Origin of the sequence: Ornithinibacillus contaminans (genome assembly GCF_001038425.2) — a bacterium.
Taxonomy (GTDB): Bacteria; Bacillota; Bacilli; order Bacillales; family Amphibacillaceae; genus Ornithinibacillus; species Ornithinibacillus contaminans.
The window spans coordinates 16,362-41,626 of sequence record NZ_LDPV02000053.1 but is presented as its reverse complement, the minus strand read 5'-3'; the positions used below and the strand labels follow the sequence as shown (position 1 = coordinate 41,626).

General features: G+C 42.2%; 22 protein-coding genes. 1 reads left to right on the top strand and 21 read right to left on the bottom strand.

The annotated features are described in order from the left end of the window. Nucleotides 1–45: 45 nt before the first annotated feature. Nucleotides 46–1,047, bottom strand: coding sequence for a rod shape-determining protein (gene mreB, locus JF53_RS16030; RefSeq protein ID WP_047982576.1), 1,002 nt, complete (start codon nucleotides 1,045–1,047; stop codon nucleotides 46–48). Nucleotides 1,048–1,705: 658 nt separating this feature from the next. On the opposite strand from mreB, the gene JF53_RS16025 reads away from it, so the two are divergent. Next, entirely contained in the window at nucleotides 1,706–2,722 is a 1,017-nt protein-coding gene (locus tag JF53_RS16025) for a nuclease-related domain-containing protein (protein WP_047981156.1), read from the top strand. A gap of 493 nt (nucleotides 2,723–3,215) precedes the next feature. On the opposite strand, the gene spoIIID is transcribed toward JF53_RS16025, so the two are convergent. From spoIIID to atpD, 20 genes are all read right to left on the bottom strand, one after another. Continuing rightward, the gene (gene spoIIID / locus JF53_RS16020) at nucleotides 3,216–3,497 is read right to left on the bottom strand and encodes a sporulation transcriptional regulator SpoIIID (RefSeq protein WP_047981155.1); all 282 of its coding nucleotides are present in this window, start codon (nucleotides 3,495–3,497) and stop codon (nucleotides 3,216–3,218) included. Nucleotides 3,498–4,258: 761 nt separating this feature from the next. After that, on the bottom strand, nucleotides 4,259–5,293 hold the full coding sequence (locus tag JF53_RS16015; RefSeq protein WP_047981154.1) for an AimR family lysis-lysogeny pheromone receptor: 1,035 nt from the start codon (nucleotides 5,291–5,293) through the stop codon (nucleotides 4,259–4,261). 420 nt (nucleotides 5,294–5,713) lie between these two features. Further along, the gene (locus JF53_RS16010; RefSeq protein WP_047981153.1) at nucleotides 5,714–6,604 is read right to left on the bottom strand and encodes a M23 family metallopeptidase; all 891 of its coding nucleotides are present in this window, start codon (nucleotides 6,602–6,604) and stop codon (nucleotides 5,714–5,716) included. Nucleotides 6,605–6,864: 260 nt separating this feature from the next. Continuing rightward, entirely contained in the window at nucleotides 6,865–8,022 is a 1,158-nt protein-coding gene (gene spoIID, locus JF53_RS16005; RefSeq protein ID WP_083443662.1) for a stage II sporulation protein D, read from the bottom strand. 548 nt (nucleotides 8,023–8,570) lie between these two features. After that, nucleotides 8,571–9,581: an ABC transporter ATP-binding protein gene (locus tag JF53_RS15995; protein WP_047981162.1), complete on the bottom strand. Its 1,011-nt coding sequence runs from the start codon at nucleotides 9,579–9,581 to the stop codon at nucleotides 8,571–8,573. Nucleotides 9,582–9,586: 5 nt separating this feature from the next. Then, nucleotides 9,587–10,750, bottom strand: coding sequence for a C40 family peptidase (locus tag JF53_RS17915; RefSeq protein ID WP_053071910.1), 1,164 nt, complete (start codon nucleotides 10,748–10,750; stop codon nucleotides 9,587–9,589). A 44-nt stretch (nucleotides 10,751–10,794) separates the two neighbouring features. Next, nucleotides 10,795–11,898 (bottom strand): dipeptide epimerase, encoded by a 1,104-nt coding sequence (locus JF53_RS15985; protein WP_047981151.1) that lies wholly within the window; start codon nucleotides 11,896–11,898, stop codon nucleotides 10,795–10,797. Further along, nucleotides 11,895–12,818: a S66 peptidase family protein gene (locus tag JF53_RS15980; protein WP_047981150.1), complete on the bottom strand. Its 924-nt coding sequence runs from the start codon at nucleotides 12,816–12,818 to the stop codon at nucleotides 11,895–11,897. Before JF53_RS15980 ends, JF53_RS15985 begins: the two co-directional genes overlap by 4 nt. A 232-nt stretch (nucleotides 12,819–13,050) precedes the next feature. Beyond that, nucleotides 13,051–14,718 (bottom strand): peptide ABC transporter substrate-binding protein, encoded by a 1,668-nt coding sequence (locus tag JF53_RS15975; RefSeq protein ID WP_047981149.1) that lies wholly within the window; start codon nucleotides 14,716–14,718, stop codon nucleotides 13,051–13,053. A 15-nt stretch (nucleotides 14,719–14,733) separates the two neighbouring features. After that, entirely contained in the window at nucleotides 14,734–15,738 is a 1,005-nt protein-coding gene (locus JF53_RS15970) for an ABC transporter ATP-binding protein (RefSeq protein ID WP_047981159.1), read from the bottom strand. An 8-nt stretch (nucleotides 15,739–15,746) separates the two neighbouring features. Further along, complete coding sequence (locus JF53_RS15965; protein WP_047981148.1) at nucleotides 15,747–16,700, bottom strand: ABC transporter permease; 954 nt, start codon at nucleotides 16,698–16,700, stop codon at nucleotides 15,747–15,749. Nucleotide 16,701: 1 nt separating this feature from the next. Continuing rightward, on the bottom strand, nucleotides 16,702–17,634 hold the full coding sequence (locus JF53_RS15960; RefSeq protein ID WP_047981147.1) for an ABC transporter permease: 933 nt from the start codon (nucleotides 17,632–17,634) through the stop codon (nucleotides 16,702–16,704). 117 nt (nucleotides 17,635–17,751) lie between these two features. Then, a complete protein-coding gene (locus JF53_RS15955; protein WP_047981146.1) occupies nucleotides 17,752–18,558 on the bottom strand; it encodes a serine hydrolase in 807 nt (268 codons plus the stop codon). 69 nt (nucleotides 18,559–18,627) lie between these two features. After that, on the bottom strand, nucleotides 18,628–19,452 hold the full coding sequence (locus tag JF53_RS15950; RefSeq protein ID WP_047981145.1) for a M55 family metallopeptidase: 825 nt from the start codon (nucleotides 19,450–19,452) through the stop codon (nucleotides 18,628–18,630). 47 nt (nucleotides 19,453–19,499) lie between these two features. Next, on the bottom strand, nucleotides 19,500–20,057 hold the full coding sequence (locus JF53_RS17595) for a hypothetical protein (RefSeq protein WP_157052551.1): 558 nt from the start codon (nucleotides 20,055–20,057) through the stop codon (nucleotides 19,500–19,502). Between the two features lie 148 nt (nucleotides 20,058–20,205). Then, nucleotides 20,206–21,516, bottom strand: coding sequence for a UDP-N-acetylglucosamine 1-carboxyvinyltransferase (gene murA / locus JF53_RS15940; RefSeq protein WP_047981143.1), 1,311 nt, complete (start codon nucleotides 21,514–21,516; stop codon nucleotides 20,206–20,208). A 34-nt stretch (nucleotides 21,517–21,550) separates the two neighbouring features. Beyond that, on the bottom strand, nucleotides 21,551–22,264 hold the full coding sequence (locus JF53_RS15935) for a YwmB family TATA-box binding protein (protein ID WP_047981142.1): 714 nt from the start codon (nucleotides 22,262–22,264) through the stop codon (nucleotides 21,551–21,553). Between the two features lie 104 nt (nucleotides 22,265–22,368). Continuing rightward, the gene (locus JF53_RS15930; protein ID WP_201777920.1) at nucleotides 22,369–22,599 is read right to left on the bottom strand and encodes a DUF1146 family protein; all 231 of its coding nucleotides are present in this window, start codon (nucleotides 22,597–22,599) and stop codon (nucleotides 22,369–22,371) included. A gap of 746 nt (nucleotides 22,600–23,345) precedes the next feature. Then, nucleotides 23,346–23,744: a F0F1 ATP synthase subunit epsilon gene (locus JF53_RS15925; protein WP_047981141.1), complete on the bottom strand. Its 399-nt coding sequence runs from the start codon at nucleotides 23,742–23,744 to the stop codon at nucleotides 23,346–23,348. A gap of 93 nt (nucleotides 23,745–23,837) precedes the next feature. Beyond that, nucleotides 23,838–25,238, bottom strand: coding sequence for a F0F1 ATP synthase subunit beta (atpD, locus tag JF53_RS15920; protein ID WP_047981140.1), 1,401 nt, complete (start codon nucleotides 25,236–25,238; stop codon nucleotides 23,838–23,840). Nucleotides 25,239–25,265: the final 27 nt, after the last annotated feature.

Sequence of the window (25,265 nt, the reverse complement as noted above, 5' to 3'; positions counted from 1 at the left end):
TATCGTGAATGCCGTTAATGTTGTTGCATCTAGTTGTAAATAAGATTAAACAATATTTCTGCGTTCAACCTTATCGATATTTTCAAGCATGATTCCTGTTCCTTTTGCCACGCAATGCATTGGCTCTTCTGCTAGGAATACAGGTACTTTAAGTTCTTCTGCTAATAACTGGTCAATACCGTGAATTAATGCTCCACCGCCAGTTAAAATAACGCCTCTATCTATTATATCGGCAGATAATTCTGGTGGTGTACGCTCTAGAACAGTTTTTGCACCTTGTACGATTAATGAAATTGGTTCGCGTAGTGCTTCCTCAATTTCAGATGAATGTACGGTAATCGTACGTGGAAGCCCAGTTACCATATCACGGCCACGAATATCCATTTGCTCATGGCGAGCATCTTTAAAGACAGTTGCGACATTGATTTTAATACTTTCTGCCGTACGTTCCCCAATTAAAAGCTTATACTTGCGCTTAATATATTGAAGAATTTCTTGGTCAAATTTATCCCCAGCCATTTTAATGGACTCAGAAGTTACAATATCCCCCATGGAAAGAACCGCTACATCTGTTGTTCCTCCACCGATATCAACGACCATGTTACCACTAGGCTGATAAATCTCCATCCCAGCACCAATCGCTGCTACCTTTGGTTCTTCTTCCAAATACACTTTTTTACCGCCAGATTTCTCCGCAGCCTCTTTAATCGCCTTTTGCTCAACCTTCGTAATATTAGTCGGGCAGCAAATCAGCATTCTCGGCTTCGATAAAAATCCGCGAACATTAATTTTATTAATAAAATATTTTAACATTGCTTCTGTCACATCAAAATCAGCAATAACCCCATCCTTCAACGGGCGAATCGCCTCAATATTTCCTGGTGTCCGTCCAACCATTCGGCGTGCGGCCTCTCCAACCTCAAGCACCCGGCCAGTATTTCGATCCATCGCCACTACAGATGGCTCATTAAGCACAATTCCTTTACCTTTAACATGAATCAACACATTAGCCGTACCAAGGTCGATTCCAATATCTCTTGAAAACATCCATAATCCTCCTCGTATGAATACTTCCGCACCTGTCCGAAAACACAATGCTACTTATAAACTATAATACCACAAATTTCTACATAAAACTGCAATAATTTAGGAAAAAAGTCCGGGAAGGGGGAGGTGGTGTGTATTTGAGCGATGTTGCGCGTGGTTCGAGCGATATTCTCGCGGTTCGAGCGATGTTCTCGTGGTTCGAGCGATGTTCTCGCGGTTCGAGCGATGTTCTCGCGGTTCGGGCGATGTTCTCGTGGTTCGAGCGATGTTCTCGCGGTTCGAGCGATGTTCTCGCAGTTCGGGCGATGTTCTCGCAGTTCGGGCGATGTTCTCGCGGTTCGAGCGATGTTCTCGCGGTTCGAGCGATGTTCTCGCGGTTCGAGCGATGTTCTCGCGGTTCGAGCGATGTTCACGCAGTTCGAGCGATGTTCTCGCGGTTCGAGCGATGTTCTCGCGGTTCGAGCGATGTTCTCGCAGTTCGAGCGATGTTCTCGCGGTTCGAGCGATGTTCTCGCGGTTCGAGCGATGTTCACAATTTCAGTTAACAGTAATACAGTTTAGCAAATCTTCTTCTACCTACAATTTTTAAAAATATAAGAAGGAAATTGTCTTTTTTTGTAGAATTACTTTAATAACAAAATAAAAGGAGTGTTGTTTTTTGTATAAAAAATATCGTACAAAGTCATATACGCTACTCTGTTACGAAGCGTTGTTTCGTTGTTTGAAACCTAATTATCGCAAGCACAAATTTCTCATTGAAGAGCATGCTAATTACCTCGCGGGCTACCGAGGTGAGAAGTCTGCTGATTACACCCTCTCGATTTATCCCCAAAAGGATGCCTTTATTTATCAGGATCTTCGTTTAAAAAACGGTTCTTTCTTTTTCCAGATTGATACATTAATTGTTACAAATAAATTCATGTTAATATTAGAAATCAAAAATTTGAAAAGTGAAATTGAATATGATTCCACTACGCAACAGTTAATTCAGCATGATGGAGAGCGAAAAAAGGGGTATAAAAGTCCAATTTTACAAGCACAGACCCAAAAATTACATTTAACAAACTGGCTTCAACAATTCAATCTCCCTCCAATTCCAATTGAAACCATCGCGGTTTTAAGTAACCCATCAACCATTCTCTCCTATACCGGCGATAAGGACATCTCAAATAAATTAATCCATCTGGAAACTTTGCATTCAAAACTTGCGGAACTTTATTCAACTTTCATTTCCGAGAAATACGATCAAAACACCTTACGAAAGTTAAACAAATTACTTCTTCGAGAAGATACTCCCTACAAACCTAATTTACTCAAACAATTTAATATTTTACCTGAACATTTAATTGACGGCATAGCATGTCCATCCTGCAATATATTTCCTATGCAATATTCAAAACGAAGATGGAACTGCTCTCAATGTGGATCAGAGGACAAAAACGCTCATGAACGGTTAATCCTAGATTATTTTTTATTGCATAAATCTGTTATCAGAAATAAAGAATGTCGGGATTTACTAAAAATAGATTCTCAAAAAACAGCACACAGATTATTAAATTCCATGAATCTTAAGTATTCCGGTGAAAACAGTGGCAGAAAATACCATTCACCTCCACTAGCTGCATTTCCTCAAGATTCTTATCTGCCGAATGCTAATAAATCCATTTTTGTATAGGTATAATGTTAGGATAACTTAGCTCCATAATGGGTAATAAAAAGCACTATAGCCAATGAAAGATAAATAAATGATTAGGATTTTTTCCTATTTATAGTTTGAGCGATGTTCTGGTGGTTTGAGCGATAATTCGGCAGTTCGGGCGATATTCTCGCGGTTTGAGCGATATTTCGGCAGTTCGAGCGATATTCTCGCGGTTTGAGCGATATTTCGGCAGTTCGAGCGATGTTCTCGCGGTTTGGGCGATAATTCGGCAGTTCGGGCGATATTCTCGCAGTTCGAGCGATATTCTCACGGTTTGAGCGATACCCCGCCCCTGCACTGCAAACCACAACCAGATACCACATCACATAACAACACCAACCGCCATAATAACACCCCAAAAAACGCACCTCACCCGGTGCGTTTTCGGCTAACCAATGCAATCCTGATTTTTAATCCTAAGTACTTCCTGCTATCAGTCACCTCCTTTAGCCAAGGGTGGTGATGCTGGTTATTGGACGGTTGCTGCGTCTTCTTCGGCTGGGTCGGTGGTTTTGTATTTTTTGCGGGTTGCTTCTCCGCCACGGAGGTGTCGGATGGATTTGTGGTACTCTAGGATTTCTTTTACCTTTTGCGCTAGCTCTGGGTTGATCTCTGGTAATCGTTCGGTCAAATCTTTATGGACTGTGCTTTTGGAAACACCAAATTCCTTTGCTATCACTCGGACGGTCTTCCTCGTTTCCACGACATGTTCACCTATCCTGATAGTTCTTTCTTTGATGTAATCGTGCACACCGTTCGCCTCCCTATGTTGAATATTTCTGAGGTGCAGACATGAGACTAGGTGATTCGAAAAATGAGCAGAAACCATTTTTCGAGTATCCACCTTTACACGCCAGCAAAGATGGAATGTTCAGTGGCTGATTATTGTGGGTTCTACAGGGGTTGAGTTACATATTTGAAAAGTTATGTCATCATATGTAGTGCGATACGGATAAAATAAGAATAAGGATGAAATTAGAAATATGGAATTTTTATCGGATAATATGTAATCAAGCAAATTATGATGCTTCAACTAAGAGCCACATAAGCTCTCACCTCAGACTTTTCTGAATGCTTGGTTTGTAACATTTTATTACCGTTGGGGAGGGATTATGATTAAAAATGCTCGGAAAGGCAAGGGGACAAGAAGTTTTTTTCTCCCTGTATCAATTACTGTCTCTTCCACCTACATCGTCCGCAAAAAAACATGTAAAAAAACCAAAAGTCCTATACGAGTGTATAGAACTTTTGATTTTATATAATGGATTCAACTTTTTCTTACTTGTAATACAAACAACTATTAATCAATATCTCCATACTCTGGATCTGCTAATAACGCACTAGCTGGTTGAACTAAAGTGAACAGTACTACAAAACCTAAAAACGATGAGAAAAGCAAAGTTTTGAATTTATTCATTTAAATTCCTCCTCTCCCATTTTTTGACTTATAAAGCAAAGTTGAATCCCATCATAACGAATTCAGGTAATCTTCGTAGATTCCGTGAAGTTCAACTATGACTCGAGATTCTTGATTGCATTCATCGGCAATCTACTATAAAAATAGTCACTTCTTTCCACAAACATCTTGCATGATTCGTTAAGCATGTGTTTATCTTGCTTGGCAAGCCCCATATAATACATTTTGAAAAGGGAAGTCAGCTCGATTCCACTAAGGAGCTCGATTGCTTTATCATTATTTCCCTTCGCAATCTCTAAATGTGCTTGCTCACTTATGTCAGTGGTCACTATATTGTTTGGGCGCTTAAAATGCGCGGAAAGAAATGGAATATTATGATTCTCTATGGTGTGAATATACCGTTGTAAGTTATATTGCTTGGAAATTTTTAAAGCCTCTTTTAGGTGGTACATTCCTTGATAATACGTATCAAATGAATATGTCAGCCCCAAATTCACATGCATACTGGCCTTTGTGGCCGGGCTGTTTGATTGGTTTAATGCACGAAAAGCATACTTTCTTGCCATAATCAGTTCATTACGTTTCCAATAGTAGATAAATAATTTCTGATAAAATCTTAGATTAAAGCATGAGATCATAAAGTTATCATGGATGGCATCAAATAATTCCTGCTGTTTGTCCAATAAGTTACCAATTTTACCAAAGTCAAGTTGGCTGAAGTACGTGTCAACAATGCACAATTCAATGAGACATCTCAGCTCTGGATCTGTCGGCGTGATTTCTCTAAGACGTAATCGCATCTGACCTGGTGAATACTGTTTAGCGCGGCGATCGAGCATAATCTGATAAACTTCTGCCCATCTTCTGTTCACACTATTGGCTGACTCGTAATTTTTTTGGATGAGTAGCTTTAAATCATCGAAAAATCCGTTTATATATAAAAACTCCATCCCTTTTTTCTGAATTTCATTAGAGGAGGATTGCAAACAGAATTTACGCGTCAATTCTAGCACTTCATCTTCACTATGATCTTGCGTTAGCATTAATATGACTTGACCAATTGTTAGCTCGGAACTATCCGATATCGATGTCATGTACTCTGGCAGCAGGTTAATGTTTCCATAACTCATGTTGGTGAAACCTTCCTTTCAAACTTCTACTCTAATAGCCTGTAAAGCTCTGTTGCTAGGAGTATCATGCTAATAGTGTATGATTTTCTAGGAGATGGCAAAATTTCATCTCTGGTTCAACATAATGAACGACATTCCATTATTTTTCGATAAATTAATAGTAACACATAAAACATTGAAAACAAGCGGTAATCGTTCGACACATTTCTCGGTATGCTTGTGGAATGAAGGGATTCTTGACGAATTTTGTTAGTTTTGTAGGTCTTATGAAATAGGATAAAATGACTCTTTTTCTGGAAATGTGTAAAGAGGTGTAGGATTTCCTAGCATTAGAATTTCGTTGAGTGGAAAAATAGCGAGAAATGATGAAAAAAAGAAATCCTAGTAGCTATATTTACTAGGATTTCCTTTTGTTCTTTTTTAGGCTTCTGAATCTGAATCGGAGTTAGAATCTGTGGACTCTTCCTCTTGGTTTTCATCGGTCGATCCATTAGTAGAATCACTAGAATCTGTTTCTGTTGATTCTTCCTCATCCGTATTTCCGCTTTCGGTGCTGCTGCTAGAATCTGCTTCCTCTGATTGAATGCTGCTTGTATCTGGTTCTTCTGAAACATTTTCAGAATCCGCTTCTAGCTTGCTAACCGGCTGGTTGAAAAATTCTTCTGGATTAAACGCTTGTTCATCTTTTCGTAATTCAAAATGTAAGCGAGTTCCTAGGTCTTGACCGAATTTACTTTGACCAGCAGTTCCGATTACATCACCTTGTTTTACCTCATCGCCTGCTTGTACACCAACTTCTCCTAGACTAGCATAATAAGTAGTGACGCCATTATCATGTGATAGGGTTACCACGTTTCCTAGTAATGGATCTTCTTTGACCTCCGTAACAGATCCGCTTAGTGCTGCTAAGACATCAAATGCTTCCCCGTCTGGGTACACGATGTCTAAACCAGTACTTTGATAGTAGCGGTTGTTATGAAGAATCAGTGCACTTTCTTTCTCAGCCTGTTCTGCGTCGTAATCATAAAATTTAGTTACGATTTCTGCTTGTTCTTGATCTGCCACAGGCATTTTAATGACTTCCTGTGAGTCCATTACAGCCTCAGCATCATCATTCGGATTTGGTGTGTAATTCTCACCTAACTCCTGCTCATCTCCAGCCTCTGGTAATTGATTGTCCAAGTTTTGATACCATACAACTGTTGCTAGTAAAATAGCTGCAATTGTTAAGTATACAGCTGGGAAAAACCATTTTTTGCGGAAAATGCGTTGCCAATTATTTTTTGGAGCGCCTTTGTTTTCCTCTTTCATTTATTCATCACCTCAACAACCATTCTGAACAGAAATTGAGGAAACTATACCTTTTCAGTCATTTTTTTTCAGATTTTACGGATTTTCTGCTTGTTTTTGGGGATAGTAAGGATTTCGGTATGATTGTGATGGGCTTAGTGGCGGCGTTTTGCTAGAATAGTTGGAAGATGAATGGGGTACATACTTGGGTTTTCTACTGATGAGCTTTAGAAGGATATGACATAAAAATAGCCAGATTCCACATAGAACCTGGCGTTATATTATTGCATTACCAAAGCCGGGACAGCATCATCAAGGTTACTAATGTCAATGCCTTGGTAATAATATTTTACGATTTCCTCATAGTTTTTGCCTTCTTGCGCCATCCCATTGGCGCCGTATTGACTCATGCCAACACCATGGCCATTACCTTTTGTCGTGAAAATGAGATGATTGTTTTTTTGTTCAATCGTAAAATCGTTGGAGCGTAACTCTAATTTTTCTCGTACTTCCCGCCCTGTAAGCGTGTTTCCTGCTAAATTCAATTCCTCTACTCGGTGGCTCTCAGTTCTAGTTGCTTCTATTGTTAATTGTTTGCCGCTTGGTAGGTCAATTCCGAGTGCGGCTTCTACCTCTTCTAATGTAAAGGTTTCCTGGTCTATATAATACGGAGAAACCTCATCCCATGGGCTTGGCACACTGCGGAGATATGGAATTTCATTTGTCCAATAGTCCTCTGAGTTCTCCGTATAGCCATTGCTCGTGGAGAAGAACTGTACGGTAATTGGCTCATCATTATAGGTAAGGATTTGTCCTTTCGTTGCCAGTACCGCTTCGGTTATTTTTCCCATGTTCTGGTCGTATTTATTTCCCCATCTTTCCCGGAGCTCGACTTCATCCTTATATACCTGATCCTGAATGGTATCGGTCACATCAGAACTCTCCTCTTTCTCTGGGTAAAGCATCTGGTTAACAATATATGTTCTGGCTGCCAAGGCTTGTGCTTTTAATGCTTCGGTTTCAAATTCAACCGGCATCTCAGAAGCAACAACGCGTGATACATATGTTTCTAATGGAACATTTTCAATTTGTTCTGTCTGTGTCCGCATAACTGCTACTTCTACTGCGGAATCCGATGCTAAGGCATCCTCATATTCAGCTTGCTGCTCGATTGTCTCCGATTGGACAGCACTTTTGGAAATGGACGGGACGACAATAATCGTCGGAATAACTAGTATGATAAAAGCGGTACTACCAACAAGGATGGTCGGAACACCCCATTTCAAGCGTCCTTTCCCAGAATTCTTTGCCGCAGGATTTTTGGAAAAAGAATAGCTTGGAACGGCAGACAAATGCTTTCGGATTGATTGCTGCTTAAAAGCGCTTTTTTTCTTCTTCAGTTTATGGAATTGTTTACTAGTAAAATTTCGATTTCTCAAAGGTATCCTCCTCTTATACGATATTTTTTCATCATATCTAGCATTCCTACTATTAAACTTATACAGCTAGCCAAAACAATAGAACTAGAATTTTAAAAATCTAGTGATTTGGATTTTTGGTAGGACAAGCGGTTCGGGCGATGTTTTGGTGGTTTGAGCGATGTTCTGGATTTTCGAGCGATGTTTCGGCAGTTCGGGCGATGTTCTAGATTTTCAAGCGATATTTCAGCAGTTCGAGCGATATTCTAGATTTTCGAGCGATGTTTCGGCAGTTCGAGCGATGTTCTGGATTTTCGAGCGATGTTTCGGCAGTTCGGGCGATATTCTAGATTTTCAAGCGATGTTTCGGCAGTTCGGGCGATATTCTAGATTTTCGAGCGATGTTTCGGCAGTTCGAGCGATATTCTGGTTTTTCAAGCGATATTTCTGCGGTTCGGACGATATTCTAGATTTTCAAGCGATATCCCCGGTTCCATGATGCTACTACAAGGTTAACCCTACACATCGAAAGAAAAGAGGCTACCTAATTTGGGAGCCTCTTAGCTTCATCATCGTATTCGTACAACTGGTTCAGTTGTCGTTTTGTTTTCTAGCTTATCTTGATATAAGTGACAGGCAACAAAATGATTACTCTCTGCTTCCTGCCAAGTTGGCTTTTCCCGTGAGCATATATCCATTGCAAAGGGGCATCTGGTGGAAAATACACAGCCACTTGGTGGATTAATTGGACTTGGTAGTTCGCCTTGTAAAATAATCCTTTCCCGTGACTCCTCCATGTCGGGATCTGGAATCGGGATTGCGGACAGAAGTGCTTGTGTATATGGGTGTAATGGGTTTTCGTAGAGGCTGTCACTTCCGGTTAGCTCGACCATGTTCCCTAAATACATGACCCCAATACGGTCGGAGATTTGTTTTACCATCGATAAGTCATGCGCAATGAATAGGAAGGTCAGCCCTTTTTCTTTTTGTAGCTGCTTTAGAAGGTTGACGACTTGGGCCTGGACGGATACATCGAGTGCGGAAATTGGCTCATCAGCAATGATAAAATCTGGATCAAGCGCAAGTGCCCGTGCAATTCCAATCCGTTGTCGTTGCCCACCGCTAAATTCATGTGGATACCGATTCGCATGCTCCAGATTCAGCCCGACCTCCTCCAATAATTGATAGACCCGTTCGTTTTGTTCTTTTTTCGTTTTGTAAAGCTTGTGAACCTCCATTGGTTCGGAAATAACCTCGCGTACGGTGGAGCGTGGGTTAAGCGAGGCATACGGATCCTGGAAAATCATTTGCATACGCTGGCGCAACTGGAAAAGCTCCCGTTCCGGTAGCTGATGCACATTTTTTCCGTCAAACAAAACGTCGCCCTTGGTGCGATTATAAAGCCCGATGATGGTTCTACCAATGGTGGACTTCCCGCAGCCTGATTCGCCAACAAGCCCGAACGTTTCCCCTTTTTTCACATCAAAGGAGACATCATTGACCGCCTGTAAAATGCGCCCCTTTCCAATAGTAAAATGCTTGGTTACTTGTTTGACCTGCAAAATCTTATCCCCATTCATTTCCATCACCCCCTCCAATAACGCCGTGCCACGCAAAGTTCCTTTTCATAAATGGTGTCCTTCAAGCTCGTAATCTCGATCCCTTTACCAGTTTGCGGAGAATGTATCATTTTTCCGTCCCCAAAATAAATCCCGACATGATGAATGCTCCCCACCCCTTCCTGATAGGCAAAAAAGAGAAGGTCCCCTGGCAACAGTTCATCTAACGCTATCTCTTTGCCATGCTCCGCTTGATCAGACGCATCCCTACTAATCTGATAACCTGCAGCCTTATGCATCGCATAGGAAAATCCCGAACAATCATAGCCAAATGAACTCATCCCACCCCACAAATATTCCAAACCAAGAAACTGCTTTCCTGCTTCGATAATTGCGGAGCCATCCTTTGGATTACATCCCGTATCAGTTGGAAAAATCGTTATCGCATCGGTTGGTAGATACAGTGTGCCATGCGGGGTGTATACTTTGATTCTATTTTTGTCGGTATTTTTAGTGCGTTTGTCGGTGGTCTTGCTTGTGGGATTTTTGGTAGATTTATGGGTAGTTTCGCTGGTTGTTATAGTGTTAGCTTCGCTTGTAGCTATATTCCTTGCTTCGCTGGATGATTCTCTAGTAGAAACGGTATTTGTTTCGCTGAAAATTTGACTAGTAGTTTTACTAACGTTATTGCTAATTTTATTCGTATCGCTATCTCCACGATTATTAGTAGCTATGCACGGGAGACAAGTCATGTAGCTTAAGCGAATTATCTTTTCTCCTGTCTCTGTTTCCAACCATGCATGTGTTGCTGTGACTGCCGCGGTTTCTGGTCGTACCCAATCCTGTTTGGTTACTTTTTTGAGCTGTCGTAGTGGTATCCAGCCCGGATAGCCAGTTACATCTTTATGGGATGGTTGATTTGGAATGGTAACCTTAGCCCACTCTCCTTGGATTTCTTTCACAAGCACTGGTTCACCGTACAACGCTTGTGTCTGGACACGGTTGTCATTGCACAGTGCTAATTTTTGTTCGTAGGTGAGCAGTTTCGTCCATTCTTCTAAATTCGTTGGATTGGCGATTGCTGGTAGATCCAAATTGGTTACCTTCCCAGGAGTAGTCCACATTGTAGCGACTTGGACGGAAACAACATAGAATGTGTCGGAAAAACTGAAAAAGTTTTGTGGGAACATGATTTTTCTCCTTTCTGCACGGGATTTCTACTGTATAACAGGTGCTACGCTAATTTTTCCACCACATAGGTTTCATTTAATTGGCGGATGCCGAGTCCTTTACCTTCTTCCAGGTTGATTTTACTAGCTTCATAGGAAATTCCACCTTCGATTAAGTCCCCGGATAACATTAATGGCGCATCAAAATCATAGTATTTCACATTCGGTTGACTAGCGGCAAAATGAGCAGCTGCCGTAATTCCAATCTTGGACTCAATCATGCTGCCAACCATACAGGGGACATCATAGATAGCTGCGAGTTTAGCAATCTTTATTGCCTCGTGAATGCCGCCTGCTTTCATCAATTTAATATTAAGCATGTCGGCCGCGCCGATCTCTAAAATTCCCCTAGCATCACGGGCGGTAAACACACTTTCATCGGCCATAATCGGGATTTCGGTAAGCTCAGTCACATATTTTAACCCTTGCAAATCATGGGCTTTAACCGGTTGTTCGATAAATTCTATATTCATCCCACTTGCCTGTAACTGCTTAATAGCGCGAACCGCTTCCTTTGGCTGCCAGCCTTGATTGGCATCGAGACGAATCGTAACATCTGCCCCAACCTGATCACGAATTGCCGTAATTCGCTCGATATCCGTCTCGATTTTGTCCTTCCCAACCTTCACCTTCAAGATGGAGAAGCCTGCCGCAACATAGGATTTGGCATCTCCCGCCATTTCCTCTGAACTATTCACACTAACCGTAAAATCTGTCTCCATTTGCTTGGTTGTACCACCCAAAAATTGCACGAGGCTCATATTAGCATATTGCGCGAGACAATCATAAATTGCCATATCGATTGCCGCTTTTGCGCTAGTATTTCCGAGTACACTGTTAGTAATTACCTCAAAAATATCCTCACGATACAGAAGCGACATCCCAAGCAGTGCTGGTTTTAAAATATTATTTATCGTAAATGCAATGCTCGCCAAGCTATCGCCAGTAATCACATGGGTTGGCGGCGCCTCTCCCCAGCCAACGACTCCATTATCACATGTTACTTTAACGATGATAGACTCAGCTACAGTAACGGTACGTAATGCTGTTTTGAAAGGTTTGTTAAGTGGAACAGCGCATGAAGCTATTTCGATTTGTTGTATAATCATGTGCTAGTCACCCCTGGTGTAATATAGACACGCTTTTTATCCGTTACCATCGTCGCACCGCCCCCAAGCGGTACGGCGAAATGCGGGTAGCAATGCCCAATTTTAAACCCAGCCATCACCGGACAAGCTAGGTTGCTAAAATAATCGTAGAACACTTCCTTTAGCGTAAGCGATGGCAATTTTTTCGGTTCGGCATTCGCGAAATCACCAATCATTACACCGGCTAAATGATCAAATTTCCCCGCTAGCTTGAGCTGATTTAACATTGAATCGACCCGATATGGTACCTCATCTATATCTTCTAGCAATAAAATATTGCCAGAAGTGTCTATCTCAAATTCCGTTCCTAGTGTGCTAACCAGTACTGATAAGTTCCCACCGACGAGCTGCCCTGTCGCCACCCCTTCGACTAAAACCTCTAACTCGGAAATCGCTTCGTCATATTTTAATGTCATTGGTGTAAATAATTGCTGAAACATACTTGCTGATAACGCATCAAATTCTGAATCGGCCACATCAGAGGATAGCATTGGACCATGAAAGGTAACTAACCCTGTCTTTTGCCGGATGGCCGTGTGTAAATAGGTGATATCGCTATAGCCCCAGATGATTTTTGGATGTGTGGCCACGAGCTGATAATCAATTGCAGCTGCAATCCTGCCCGAACCATATCCACCACGCGCAAAGAAAATTGCCTTCACCTGTTCATCGGCTACCATGTCATGAAAATCTTCCAGCCGTTCTTTATCCGTCCCTGCCAAATAACCATGCACTCGCTCAATGCTCTTCCCTAGTTTAATCTGAAGCCCCATGCTTTCCAGAAAAGGCAGTGCACATTGAAGTCGATCACCGCCTGGAGGACTCGCCGGCGCAATCACCCCAACGGCATCCCCCTTACTCAGTGTTTTGGGTAAAAGCATGTGTATCCCTACTTTCTTGGTGATCGGTTTGGGTGGCTGGAGTTTGTTAATTTTACTCTAGCTGATGCTACGGAATTCCTGCTGATGTTTTCATATATCTGCTGATGATCCGAAATTCCTGCTGATGTTTTCATATATCTGCTGATAATCCGAAATTCCTGCTGATATTTCCACATATCTGCTGATGCTCCAGGATCCCTGCTAATCCCCCACCCAAACACCCTACTCAAACCTAGTTCTTATCTGCAAATTTCAAATCAAAGTATCCAACTGGGTGGCGTAAGATTCCTTCCACTCCATCTGCTTCCAGCACCACGGTATTGTAGTAGCGAACTGGGGTTGCGATCATTTCTTCGGCTAGCATTTTTTCAGCGTCATAGAGATATTGCCAGCGCTGTTCTTCATCGGTTTCGGATTTTCCGTTGGCAATCAGCTCGTCATAGGCTTCACTCGAAAACCCTGTCCGGTTCATGTAGGAATCTGTGATGAAGCTTTCTAAGAAATTCACTGGGTCATTGTAGTCGTTAATGAATGAGCTGCGTGAAAATTGCAGTTCTAGATTTTGCTGCGCCTCTGTGAATACGCCCCATTCCATGTTCTCAAGGGTTACTTCCACACCTAAATTTTCCAAGAACATGCTTTGAAGTGCTTCGGCAACGGCTTTATTCGTGTCACTTGTGTTATAGGTTAATGTGACTTCTGGTAATTCGTCATAGCCTTCTTCTTCCATTCCCTCCGCTAACAATTGCTTGGCTAGATCTGGATCAAACGCTACTAAATCACCATTAGCATCGCGGAAATCACTACCGGTTGGACTCGTGAATCCAGGTGAAATATAACCGTATGCTGGTTCAACGCCATTTTTGACAACATACTGGGCAATGTCGTCACGATTAATCGCATAGGAGAATGCTTGGCGAATCTTAGCATTTTGGAATGGCTCCATCGTTACATTGAACCGGAAAAATTCCAGTCCGCCATATGGCCCGATGAACACATTGTCCCCTTCAATTAATTGATCCGATAATTCTGGTGGAATGCTTGCTGTGTCTAGATCGCCACTTTCAAACATTTGATACTGTGTATTCGTGTCGTTCACCATGGCAAAATGAACTTGATCAAGCTTTACTGCATCTGCGTCCCAATAGTTTTCGTTCTTGGCAAATACCATTTCCACATCATGATCCCATGATTCTAGTTTGAATGGACCATTGCCGACAAAGGTTTCCGCTTCGGCATGCCAGTTCGGATTATCCTGTGCGACTTGATGATTGATTGGGAAAAATGCTGGATTCGTTAAGACATCAAGGAAAAATCCGGTTGGCGCTGCTAATGTCACTTCTAATGTTTTATCATCTACTGCGCGGACTGCAACATCATCAGCAGTGCCTTCCCCGCTGTTATAAGCCTCTGCCCCTTCAATAAAGTAGCCTAAAAAAGCTGCTGGTGACGCTGTTTCTGGGTCTAGCATGTATTTCCACGCATAGACAAAATCCTCAGCGACGACTGGATCACCATTGGACCATGTTGCATCCTCGCGCAGGTAGAAGGTGTAGATTAAGCCGTCATCTGAAATGTCCCATTTTTCCGCAGCTCCCGGTCCTGCGCGATGTTCTTGATCTAATCGTGTTAAACCTTCCATTAAATTGTTTAACGGATCCCACGATACCGCATCAAATCCAATTGAAGGATCCAATGAGGTCGGCTCGATTCCGTTATTTAGCCGAAGAACTTTTCCATCCGCTGTCCCGTCATCGGTTGACTCACCAGTCCCATCATCCCCAGGCTCGGTAGCATTTTCCCCTTCATCTGGTTCTTGCCCTGCATCTTCGTTGGCCGTACAAGCAACTAGCACAACAATACTGAAGATAACCGTTAGTAAAAAGAGAAGTCTCTTCATTTCATTTCCCCCTCATCATTGTTTTGTGACCGTGGTGGTCACAAGCTGTTTTGCCCGAACATCCTGTAGCCAGCAATCCACCGTATGGGAATCGGAAAGCTTGGATGAATCCGGGTACACTTTATTGCACACCTCCATGGCAAAAGGACATCGTGGTGTAAATGGACATCCTGCTGGCGGTGAGAATAAATCTGGTGGAGTTCCGTCAATTGGCTGTAACTTCCCTTTTGCATCCAATCTCGGAACCGAATTTAAAAGTCCTTTTGTGTATGGATGCTGCGGATTGTAAAAAATATCTCGTTTTGTCCCTGTTTCAATGATTTTTCCGGCATACATGACCGCGATTCTGTCTGCGAGCTTGGCGACAACACCGAGATCATGGGTAATTAAAATGATGGAAACACCTGTTACATCCTGAATCTTTTCAAATAACTCTAGGATTTGTGCTTGAATCGTGACATCAAGTGCCGTTGTCGGCTCGTCAGCAATCAGGAGCTCCGGCTCACAAATTAAGGCAGTAGCAATGACGATCCGCTGGCGCATTCCGCCACTAAATTGGTGGGGAAATTGTTTCATCCGTTCTGCTGGATTTGGGATGCCGACTAAATTTAGCATCTCTAATGCTTTTTCTTTCGCCTCTGCATCGGATACGTTTTGGTGTTGCTTTAGCCCTTCTATTAACTGAGTCCCGATTGTTAGTGTAGGATTAAGTGCTGTCATCGGATCCTGAAAAATCATGGAAATATCCACACCACGGATGGCCCGCATTTTCTTTTCGGATAGCTTTGATAAATCCTTTCCCTTAAACAGAATGGTACCATTGGAAATTTTTCCTGGTGGGCTAGGAATGAGACGCATGATGGCATTCGATGTCACACTTTTTCCACAGCCCGATTCGCCAACGATGGCAAGTGTTTCTCCTTTATTCAAATGGAAGCTCACCCCACGCACCGCTTGCACAGTTCCTCCGTAAGTTGTAAAGGTCACGTGAAGGTCTGTTACATCAAGAATTTTTTCCATCACCACACCTACTTCCTTAATTTAGGGTCCAGTGCGTCCTGCAGTCCGTCCCCTAAGACATTAAAGGCAAACATTGTAAACGATATGAAAAACGCTGGGAAAAATAATGTCCACCAATTTCCAGATAGAATCGCTCCTAATGAGTCACTCGCCATCACACCCCAGCTGGCATATGGCGCCTGAATTCCGAGTCCAATAAAACTTAGAAATGCTTCCGCAAAAATTGCCGATGGAACAGTTAAGGTCATTTGCACAATAATCGGTCCCATCGTATTAGGGATTAAATTTCGCCTGATGATTCGCGGTGTCTTCGTTCCAAATGATTTAGAGGCAAGCACATATTCATAGTTTTTAATTTGCATGACCTGCCCGCGCACAATCCTGGCCATCCCAACCCATCCGGTGATGGTCAGGGCTACGATGATGGTTGAAAGACTTGGTCCCATCACGACTAAGAGGAGAATGACAACTAATAAATAGGGCAATCCATATAAAATTTCAATAATACGCATCATGATGTTATCGGTGCGTCCACCTTTATAGCCGGAAATCCCGCCCCAAACTATGCCAATCGTGACGTCTAAGAGCGCTGCCATAAATCCGACAAACAAGGAAATTCTGGCGCCATACCATGTCCGTGTGAATACATCTCGCCCGTGGGAATCGGTACCAAACCAATGATCGGCGGATGGTGATTGGTACTGATTTGGCAAATCATTAATGTTCACTTCATATGGAGAAATCATTGGACCTGCAATCGCCATGAAAATTAATAAAACTAAAAATCCTAAGCCAAGCATGGCTAATCGATTTTTCTTGAGGCGCCGCCATGCATCCTTCCAGTAGGATAAGGAGGGTCTGGCAACTAGTTCTTGTTCATATGCATTTTTTTCCCGCCATGAAAACCACTCGTCTGGCACTTGGCTTTTGGTTAATCGTTGGGGACTTTGGTTTGACTTCATCTTACTCCCCTTCTTTCTTGTTCAGTTTTATTCTTGGGTCTAAAATTCCATAAGCAATATCGACTAAGAAGAGCATTATGATTAAGAAGGCACTATAAAATACGGTCGTCCCCATGATTACCGGGTAATCCCGATTATTAATACTTTCCACGAAATATTTCCCCATCCCCGGTATGGCAAAAATTTGTTCAATAACAAATGTCCCTGTCAAAATTCCAGCAAGTAGCGTCCCCATGATGGTCACCACTGGCATCAGCGCATTTCTTAGTGCATGTTTGATAATAATTTTCCAAGGGGCGAGTCCTTTTGCCCGAGCCATTTTAATATAATCCTGTGTTAACACCTCTAGCATCGTTGACCTTGTTAAGCGGGCAATGATTGCCATCGGTCCAGTCGCCAAGGCTAGAACTGGAAGGACCATATGCATGGGGCTTGACCAAGTCGCCACCGGAAACCATTCCAAATTCACAGCAAGTTGCTGGATTAGTAGGGTTGCTAGAATAAAGTTCGGTATCGAAATCCCGAGCACTGCCAGTCCCATGGCCAAATAATCGATGATTCCGTTATGCCGTAGTGCAGCAAAAATGCCAAGGGTAATCCCAGAGATAACCGCCACGATAATCGTCACCATTCCAAGTTCAAAGGAAATGGGAAACCCTCTTCCTAGCAAGTCGTTCACTGTCTGGTTCGGTTGTTTAATCGATGGACCAAAATCAAAGGTGACGATCGATTTTAAGTAGAGAAAATACTGGACATAATACGGCTTATCCAGGTTATAATGCCTCTCTAAATTTTGTTGGACAATTTCATTTGAGTTCTGCTCACTATTAAATGGCGAGCCTGGAACGGACACCATTAGCACAAATGTTAACGTGATAATGATCCACAATGTAATTGCCATAATAGCTAATCGTTTTAAAATATATTTGAGCATTGCCTCCAACTCCCGTACCCAAAGTGCTTTTCTAACGTGTAGATAAGCTTTTGAAATAGGCTATGTTACTGTTAACCTAATTATTCTAAAATTACTAGAATGAAAGTTTTCCTGGTTCTAGTTTTTCTGCAAATGCTGCCAAATTTCCAATCCAATTTCGCCTAGTGCATCTACAGCTCGGATGTCATCCACATCCTTTGATAAGACGGCTGCGACTAACGTCCGTTTTCCAACATAAAATATCCCTATATCATGCCTAATCCCGGATACACTCCCAGTTTTATTCGCGATTTCCCACTCTGGGAGTGCACCTATTAATTGGCTTGAGTTGGTTGGAATTTTCCCAGGAAGTGTGGTACGAATTTGTTGCTTTTTCATGATGGTAATCATTTGTTCACATGCATAGGCAGAAATTATTTTTCCAGTCACTAATTTCTTCAGCATTACCGTCATCTCGCGAGCAGTTATTTCATTTATCCCTTCTCGATCAACTGGAACGGTCATCATTTTATGGTAAAATTTACTTTTTACTAGTCCCTGCTTCTCCATTGTTTGCTGGATTTTTTCCACCCCGAGGAGATCAATAAGGATATTGGTTGCTGTATTATCACTTTGAATAATCATGAGCGTGAGTAAGTCATGAATAGTAAATCGCGTCCCTATCGTTAAATGTTGCAGCACGCCACTCCCGCCTACCAGGGCATCGCGGTCTAGGTGTACGGTATCGGTAAGATTTAACGCACCTTGATGATGCGCATCAAATACGGCAATCATAATCGGAACCTTAATCACACTTGCCGCATAAAAAGACTCCTCCGTATTTAATCCCCATGCCTCATTCGTCGTTAAATCCTCCAGTGATATTCCCCAAGTTCCGCCAGCATGCTTGATAATTTCTTGGATTCGTTTGGTTAGTTGCTTCATATTTCCCCTCCTGTTTGGGTGCATTTTGTGAAGTTCGTAGTCGGATTGCTACTGTGGCATACGTTTTCGTCATGCGTACTTTGTATTCAAGGCAAGCTCAATCATAACAAGCAGGGCACGGTACGCTTCTAACATATCCTTCGCTTCATATTTCACTATCGTCGTTTTCGGTATTATTTCCGCACCGGGCATTAGGCTCGCCCACTCCGCGTTTCCGTAGTTTGCAAATTCAATTTTCAAGGTTGGATTGTCAGGTGGAATGAGTGGCTGTGCATTTTGTTTATTTTCGAGAGCTTGTGTCACTTTTTGCTGCAATAATTCCCCAGCCTTCTTCGGTGTTAAGCTTTTCGCAGCCGACCTTGAAATTGCTTCCTTCACCACAACAGTCGTCACATTCGGTATCAGTTCTTCTGCCTCTTTTGCAGTCTCATCATCCCCAGAAACTAGTAAAACAGGCACACCAAAATAACCGGCAAGTAATGCGTTCATCCCCAGTTCCCCAATTTGCTGATCATTAATATAAAAATTCCTTACTGCATGAATCATCGAATGCGACATCACCCCAGGCATTCCGGCTCTTGCATGGTATCCAATGAACATTGCGCCATCAAAACTGTCATCTAGTCCTTGTACCATTGAATACGTCTTCACATCACCAGTTATCAATTGTGCTTCCGGATGCAGCTGATCGATTAATATATTATTCATTTTGGAGTGGCTATCATTCACAAGGACTTCCTTAGCACCCGTCTTAAATGCGGTATCGAGAATATAATTGGTTTCATCTGTCATGATTTTACGAGCGCGCTCGTAATTGTGCTGGGAAGAACTAACATATGTATAATCCGGCAAGCCCGTTATCCCTTCCATATCAACCGATAAGTATAGCTTCATAACAAGTCCCCTCCCGTTTTTATTACAGTATATGTGTTGGGTTGGGGTTACATGAGTGGTTGTTTTTTGGGGTGGGGTGGTTCGGGCGATGTTCTCTGTTTTCGGGCGATACTTTGGTGGTTTGAGCGATGTTCTTGGTTTTCGGGCGATACTTTGGTGGTTTGAGCGATATTCTCGGTTTTCAAGCGATACTTTGGTGGTTTGAGCGATATTCTCGGCTTTCGGGCGATACTTTGGTGGTTCGAGCGATATTCTCGGCTTTCGGGCGATACTTTGGTGGTTTGAGCGATATTCTCGGCTTTCGAGCGATACTTTGGTGGTTTGAGCGATATTCTCGGCTTTCGAGCGATACTTTGGTGGTTTGAGCGATGTTCTCGGTTTTCGAGCGATACTTTGGTGGTTTGAGCGATGTTCTTGGTTTTCGGGCGATGTTTTGGTGGTTCGAGCGATATTCTCGGCTTTCGGGCGATACTTTGGTGGTTTGAGCGATATTCTCGGCTTTCGAGCGATACTTTGGTGGTTCGAGCGATGTTCTTGGTTTTCGGGCGATACTTTGGTGGTTTGAGCGATGTTACACTCGGTGCGGTTAGCTTGAAGTTAGCCATTTCCTGCTGCTAATCTCATATTTCTGCTGATACCCCTACCCCGCCTCTCGCATCCTAGCATCAGCACTTCCTTAATCCTCCGCCCAAAACCAAACAAAAAAAGCAGAGCATCGTCACAATGCTCCACTTTTGATAATATTCTATTCTATTATAAGCTTTCTGCTACAAAATCTACTTCTTGTGGTTTAACAATGTCGCCATTTTCATCGACGCGTTCGATATCTGCGCCTAGCTTAGCTAGCTTTCCAGCAAAATCAACATATCCGCGATCTAAGTGTTTTAATTCGGTTACTCTTGTTAAGCCATCCGCTCTAAGGCCAGCAAGAATTAGAGCAGCTGCTGCACGTAGGTCTGTTGCTGCTACTTCTGCTGCTTGTAGTTCAGTTGGGCCTTCAATGATGACACTGCGGCCTTCAATTTTCATTTTTGCATTCATGCGACGGAACTCTTCAACGTGCATAAAACGATTTTCAAATACCGTTTCGGTAATGACACTTGTGCCATGTGCACAAAGCATTAGTGCCATCATTTGGGATTGCATATCCGTTGGGAATCCAGGATGTGGCAATGTCTTAATATCTGTTGCTTGTAGCACATCTGGTCCGATTACTCGGATGCCATTTCCTTCTTCCATAACTGTTACACCCATCTCATCTAATTTCGAGATAAGTGGTCGTAGGTGTTCACTGACTGCATTTTCGATTAGGACATTCCCACCAGTAATAGCAGCAGCAACCATGAAGGTACCTGCTTCAATTCGGTCTGGAATGATTGAATGCTCCGTACCATGTAGCGTTTCTACGCCATCTATGCGGATTGTTTCTGTACCTGCACCGACAACTTTAGCACCCATTTTATTTAGGAAGTTTGCTAGGTCAACGATTTCTGGTTCTTTAGCACAGTTTTCAATAACTGTTCTTCCTTCTGCAAGTGCGGCAGCCATCATGATATTTTCTGTAGCACCAACACTTGGCATATCTAAATAAATCTTTGCACCTTTTAATCTACCATTTACTTCAGCTTCTACAAAGCCATTTCCGACATGAACTTTTGCACCCATTGCTTCAAAACCTTTAAGGTGTAAATCAATAGGGCGCGATCCGATTGCACATCCACCTGGCATTGCTACGTTCGCATGCCCGTAACGAGCAAGTAACGGACCCAAAACAAGAACGGAGGCACGCATTTTTCGAACATACTCAAATGGCGCTTCCGTTATTAAATCCTTTGAAGCATCAATTACAACCGTATTATTGTTAAAATCTACATCTGCATTCATATTTCGTAAAACTTCATTAATTGTATAAACATCAGCTAGAACTGGGACGTCGTGTATAACATTTCTCCCTTCACTAGCAAGAATACTCGCAGCAATCACTGGTAGTACGGCGTTTTTGGCACCCTCAATGTGAACATTACCATTCAATTGCTGTCCGCCTCTTACGATGATTTTATCCATATTCCAAATCTCCTTCAGATCCATTTTCACTATATTAATATTCATTTATTAGGATGGGTGTTCCAATTGTAAATTGGACACCACCATTACCACCATGTTTCGTGACGATTTGTACGTTTACTGGTGTATCCTGAATGGTAATTGCATGGCTCCATAACGAGGTGTAGCCATATATGATTTCTATATTTCTTGTCGTATTTAAATTGTCATTTTGTCTATATTTATGTCGCAAATCAAGCTTTTTTGTCAGATTCTTTACTATATAATCCTTTTTCATTATAGCACTAGCCTTAGAGTTCATACAAGAGTATATTTTTGCGTTGTCAGAAAAATATTTTCCAGTTATGTTTGACAAGTTTTCTAGATAATCAGATTGAACCTCAGCACCCCACGTATTTCCTTGTATTGTTACAACCAGCTCCGCTTGGTACTGCTTGTTTTTTGGAAATAACGCCCTATAAGTTACGAATAAATTACCCGTTTTATGAGTGTCCGTAACTGAATATATTATACTGTTCTCGTTCTCTTCTTTCGTGACCGAATAACCGGTGCTAAGTTCCTGTATGATATCTTGCAGCATTGATTCTGTCTTATTTTCCTTCACCGTAACTTCCCAGCTATCAATATCTAAATCATTTTCTTCCATCATTCCTGCTATTTCAATTAGTTCATTGGTATCAATTTTTTGTGCCATTACAGTATTAGCAATAAACATTACGCCAAGACTAATCATCAAAATTCGTTTCATAATAAAATTCCCCCTGCTCTACTTATCTACAAGTATGAACAAGGGAGGTGAATTACATACATTTCATTTTAATAGTTTACTAGTTTCCTATTCTGCTCAGTAATTTAGAGCAGGTAAATAAGATCCTGTGACCATTGCAAGAATTCGAGGAAAAATCTGCTGATCCCTGTACCAATGACAATAGTTATAAACAGCATTAGAATTTTCGCTTCTGTTCCGCGTCCTTTCCGAATTAACGGATCAAAATTTATTGTCTGCATTAATCGCCAGGTGATGAAGATAAAAATGATGTGTGACAGGATACTCATGAGTGCAACTTGTCCAATTGATAACATAATAACCACCTTATTTATTAAAGTTCATTCTACTAGTACTCTGCCATGCATTTATCCCGATGTCAAATGATGCATGGGTAATTACTATACTTCGACAAAGCGAGCAGCTCCGAGAAAAAAATTTCACATTTCCCGGGAAATATCGACATTGGCGTGGAGTATGTTGGATTTTGGATTGGTAATATATTCCCAGGGTTTCAATTGGAAATGTGGTGAGCGAGTTGGGGTGGTGTGGGAAAGAGAGGTGATGTGGTGCAAATTTAAATTTGAATTGTTGTGCATGAGTTTTATAGTTGCTATAAATTCGGTACGCTGAAATATTGACGTTGCGCGCTGAATTATCTGCTGTTGCGCTGAATTAATCGTGGCTCTCGCTGAATTATCTGCTGTTGCGCTGAATTAATCGTGGCTCTCGCTGAATTATCTGCTGCTACGCTGAATTAATCGCGATTCTCGCTGAATTCCGACTCCACTAGGCTCGAACATAAGTGGTTTTATGCCGAAGTGCCAGTTATTTATCCCGAACGTAGGCTGAGCAGTCCCGAAGTTTGTGGAGATATCCCGAACACAGCAATGTATCCCGAATAATGATGAGTTTATCCCGAAGTGCCAATCAGTTAGCCCGAACATGTGCCGACACATCCCGAAGTTCGCAAAGAAATCCCGAACACAGCACTGCCCTTAGCATCTTCCCCACAAAAAAATCCCCTGCAGCGCTGGCCACAGGGGATTTTGATAAACAAATATTATTTTTGAGCAATCTTTAAGCGGTTGAGTGCTCTTCTGAGTGCTAATTCTGCCCTAACACGATCAATATGATCTTCTTTGGATAGAAGTCGGCTTTCGGCACGTTCTTTTGCCGCTTCGGCACGTGCGACGTTGATGTCTGAAGGTTTTTCAGCAGATTGTGCAAGTATGGTTACTTTATCTGGGCGAACCTCCAAAAATCCACCGTTAATCGCTAGCTGGTCTTCACTTGATTCGCGCTTTAAACGAACAGCGCTTATTGCAAGTGGCGCAACTAATGGAATATGCCCTGGTAAAATACCGAGTTCACCATTTTCTGCGCGACAGCTAACCATTTCATACGTATCTTCTAAAACAGGGCCATCAGGAGTAACAACACTCACAGTTAGTGTTTTCAATGTAACCCCTCCTTGGACTGGCTATACTCCTGTCAGCGATCACACTAACAGGAGCTTCATAAAGGAATGACCTTCACGCTAACCCAATCTTTATTATTCCATGCTTTTCGCTTTTTCTACTACTTCTTCAATACGGCCAACTAGGCGGAATGCATCCTCTGGAAGGTCATCGTATTTTCCTTCAAGGATTTCTTTGAATCCTTTAACTGTTTCTTTTACTGGTACATATGAACCTTCTTGACCAGTAAATTGCTCAGCTACGTGGAAGTTTTGTGATAGGAAGAACTGGATACGACGTGCGCGAGCTACTGTTAATTTATCATCATCAGATAGCTCATCCATACCAAGGATTGCGATGATATCTTGCAATTCACGGTACTTTTGCAGGGTAGCCTGTACTTCACGAGCTACTTCGTAATGCTCATGACCAACGATTTCAGGGTCAAGTGCACGAGAAGTAGATGCTAATGGATCCACCGCAGGGTAGATACCTTGCTCAGATAGTTTACGATCTAAGTTTGTTGTCGCATCTAAGTGAGCGAATGTTGTTGCTGGAGCTGGATCCGTATAGTCATCGGCTGGTACATAAATTGCTTGAATTGATGTAACTGAACCTTTGTTAGTTGATGTAATACGTTCCTGTAATTGACCCATTTCTGTTGCAAGTGTTGGTTGGTAACCAACGGCAGATGGCATACGGCCAAGTAGGGCGGATACCTCTGAACCTGCTTGTGTGAAACGGAAAATGTTGTCGATGAATAATAGCACGTCTGCGCCTTTTTCATCACGGAAGTATTCTGCCATTGTAAGACCAGTTAAGGCAACACGCATACGCGCACCTGGTGGTTCGTTCATCTGACCGAATACCATGGCAGTTTTTGCGATAACGCCTGAATCTTTCATTTCGTAGTAAAGGTCATTACCCTCACGAGTACGTTCCCCTACACCAGCGAATACAGAAATACCACCATGCTCTTGAGCGATGTTATTAATTAATTCCTGGATTAATACGGTTTTACCTACACCGGCACCACCGAATAGACCGATTTTACCACCTTTAATATATGGTGCTAAAAGGTCTACTACTTTAATTCCTGTTTCAAGAATTTCAGTTTCAGTTGATAGATCTTCAAAATTAGGAGCTTGACGGTGGATTGGATCTAGACGAATATCCGCCGGTAGTTCTTCATCCAAGTCAATTTTTTCTCCTAATACGTTAAATACGCGCCCTAATGTAACGTCACCAACAGGTACAGAAATCGGTCTACCTAAGTTTTCTACTACCATGCCACGTTTAATTCCGTCGGTTGATGCCATTGCAATTGTACGAACTGAATTGTCGCCAAGATGAAGTGCAACCTCAAGTGTTAACGCTCCACTTGCTGTATCTTCAAGTTGGACAGTTAATGCGTTATAAATTTCTGGAAGCTGGCCGTCTTCGAATCGTACGTCAACGACTGGTCCCATTACTTGTGTAACGTGTCCTTTGCTCATCGATTTCCCTCCTAACAAACTCATTTA

Bases quoted from the DNA above. Each gene is read 5' to 3' on its own strand.
- mreB (WP_047982576.1), bottom strand. From the start codon at position 1,047: ATGTTTTCAAGAGATATTGGAATCGACCTTGGTACGGCTAATGTGTTG.
- JF53_RS15980 (WP_047981150.1), bottom strand. From the start codon at position 12,818: ATGCTTTTACCCAAAACACTGAGTAAGGGGGATGCCGTTGGGGTGATT.
- JF53_RS15995 (WP_047981162.1), bottom strand. From the start codon at position 9,581: ATGAATGGGGATAAGATTTTGCAGGTCAAACAAGTAACCAAGCATTTT.
- atpD (WP_047981140.1), bottom strand. From the start codon at position 25,238: ATGAGCAAAGGACACGTTACACAAGTAATGGGACCAGTCGTTGACGTA.
- JF53_RS15975 (WP_047981149.1), bottom strand. From the start codon at position 14,718: ATGAAGAGACTTCTCTTTTTACTAACGGTTATCTTCAGTATTGTTGTG.
- JF53_RS16015 (WP_047981154.1), bottom strand. From the start codon at position 5,293: ATGAGTTATGGAAACATTAACCTGCTGCCAGAGTACATGACATCGATA.
- JF53_RS15930 (WP_201777920.1), bottom strand. From the start codon at position 22,599: ATGTTATCAATTGGACAAGTTGCACTCATGAGTATCCTGTCACACATC.
- JF53_RS17915 (WP_053071910.1), bottom strand. From the start codon at position 10,750: ATGTTCCCACAAAACTTTTTCAGTTTTTCCGACACATTCTATGTTGTT.
- JF53_RS17595 (WP_157052551.1), bottom strand. From the start codon at position 20,057: ATGGCTAACTTCAAGCTAACCGCACCGAGTGTAACATCGCTCAAACCA.
- JF53_RS15985 (WP_047981151.1), bottom strand. From the start codon at position 11,898: ATGATTATACAACAAATCGAAATAGCTTCATGCGCTGTTCCACTTAAC.
- JF53_RS15965 (WP_047981148.1), bottom strand. From the start codon at position 16,700: ATGAAGTCAAACCAAAGTCCCCAACGATTAACCAAAAGCCAAGTGCCA.
- JF53_RS15960 (WP_047981147.1), bottom strand. From the start codon at position 17,634: ATGCTCAAATATATTTTAAAACGATTAGCTATTATGGCAATTACATTG.
- JF53_RS15955 (WP_047981146.1), bottom strand. From the start codon at position 18,558: ATGAAGCAACTAACCAAACGAATCCAAGAAATTATCAAGCATGCTGGC.
- JF53_RS15970 (WP_047981159.1), bottom strand. From the start codon at position 15,738: ATGGAAAAAATTCTTGATGTAACAGACCTTCACGTGACCTTTACAACT.
- JF53_RS15950 (WP_047981145.1), bottom strand. From the start codon at position 19,452: ATGAAGCTATACTTATCGGTTGATATGGAAGGGATAACGGGCTTGCCG.
- JF53_RS15935 (WP_047981142.1), bottom strand. From the start codon at position 22,264: ATGAAACGAATTTTGATGATTAGTCTTGGCGTAATGTTTATTGCTAAT.
- murA (WP_047981143.1), bottom strand. From the start codon at position 21,516: ATGGATAAAATCATCGTAAGAGGCGGACAGCAATTGAATGGTAATGTT.
- JF53_RS16010 (WP_047981153.1), bottom strand. From the start codon at position 6,604: ATGAAAGAGGAAAACAAAGGCGCTCCAAAAAATAATTGGCAACGCATT.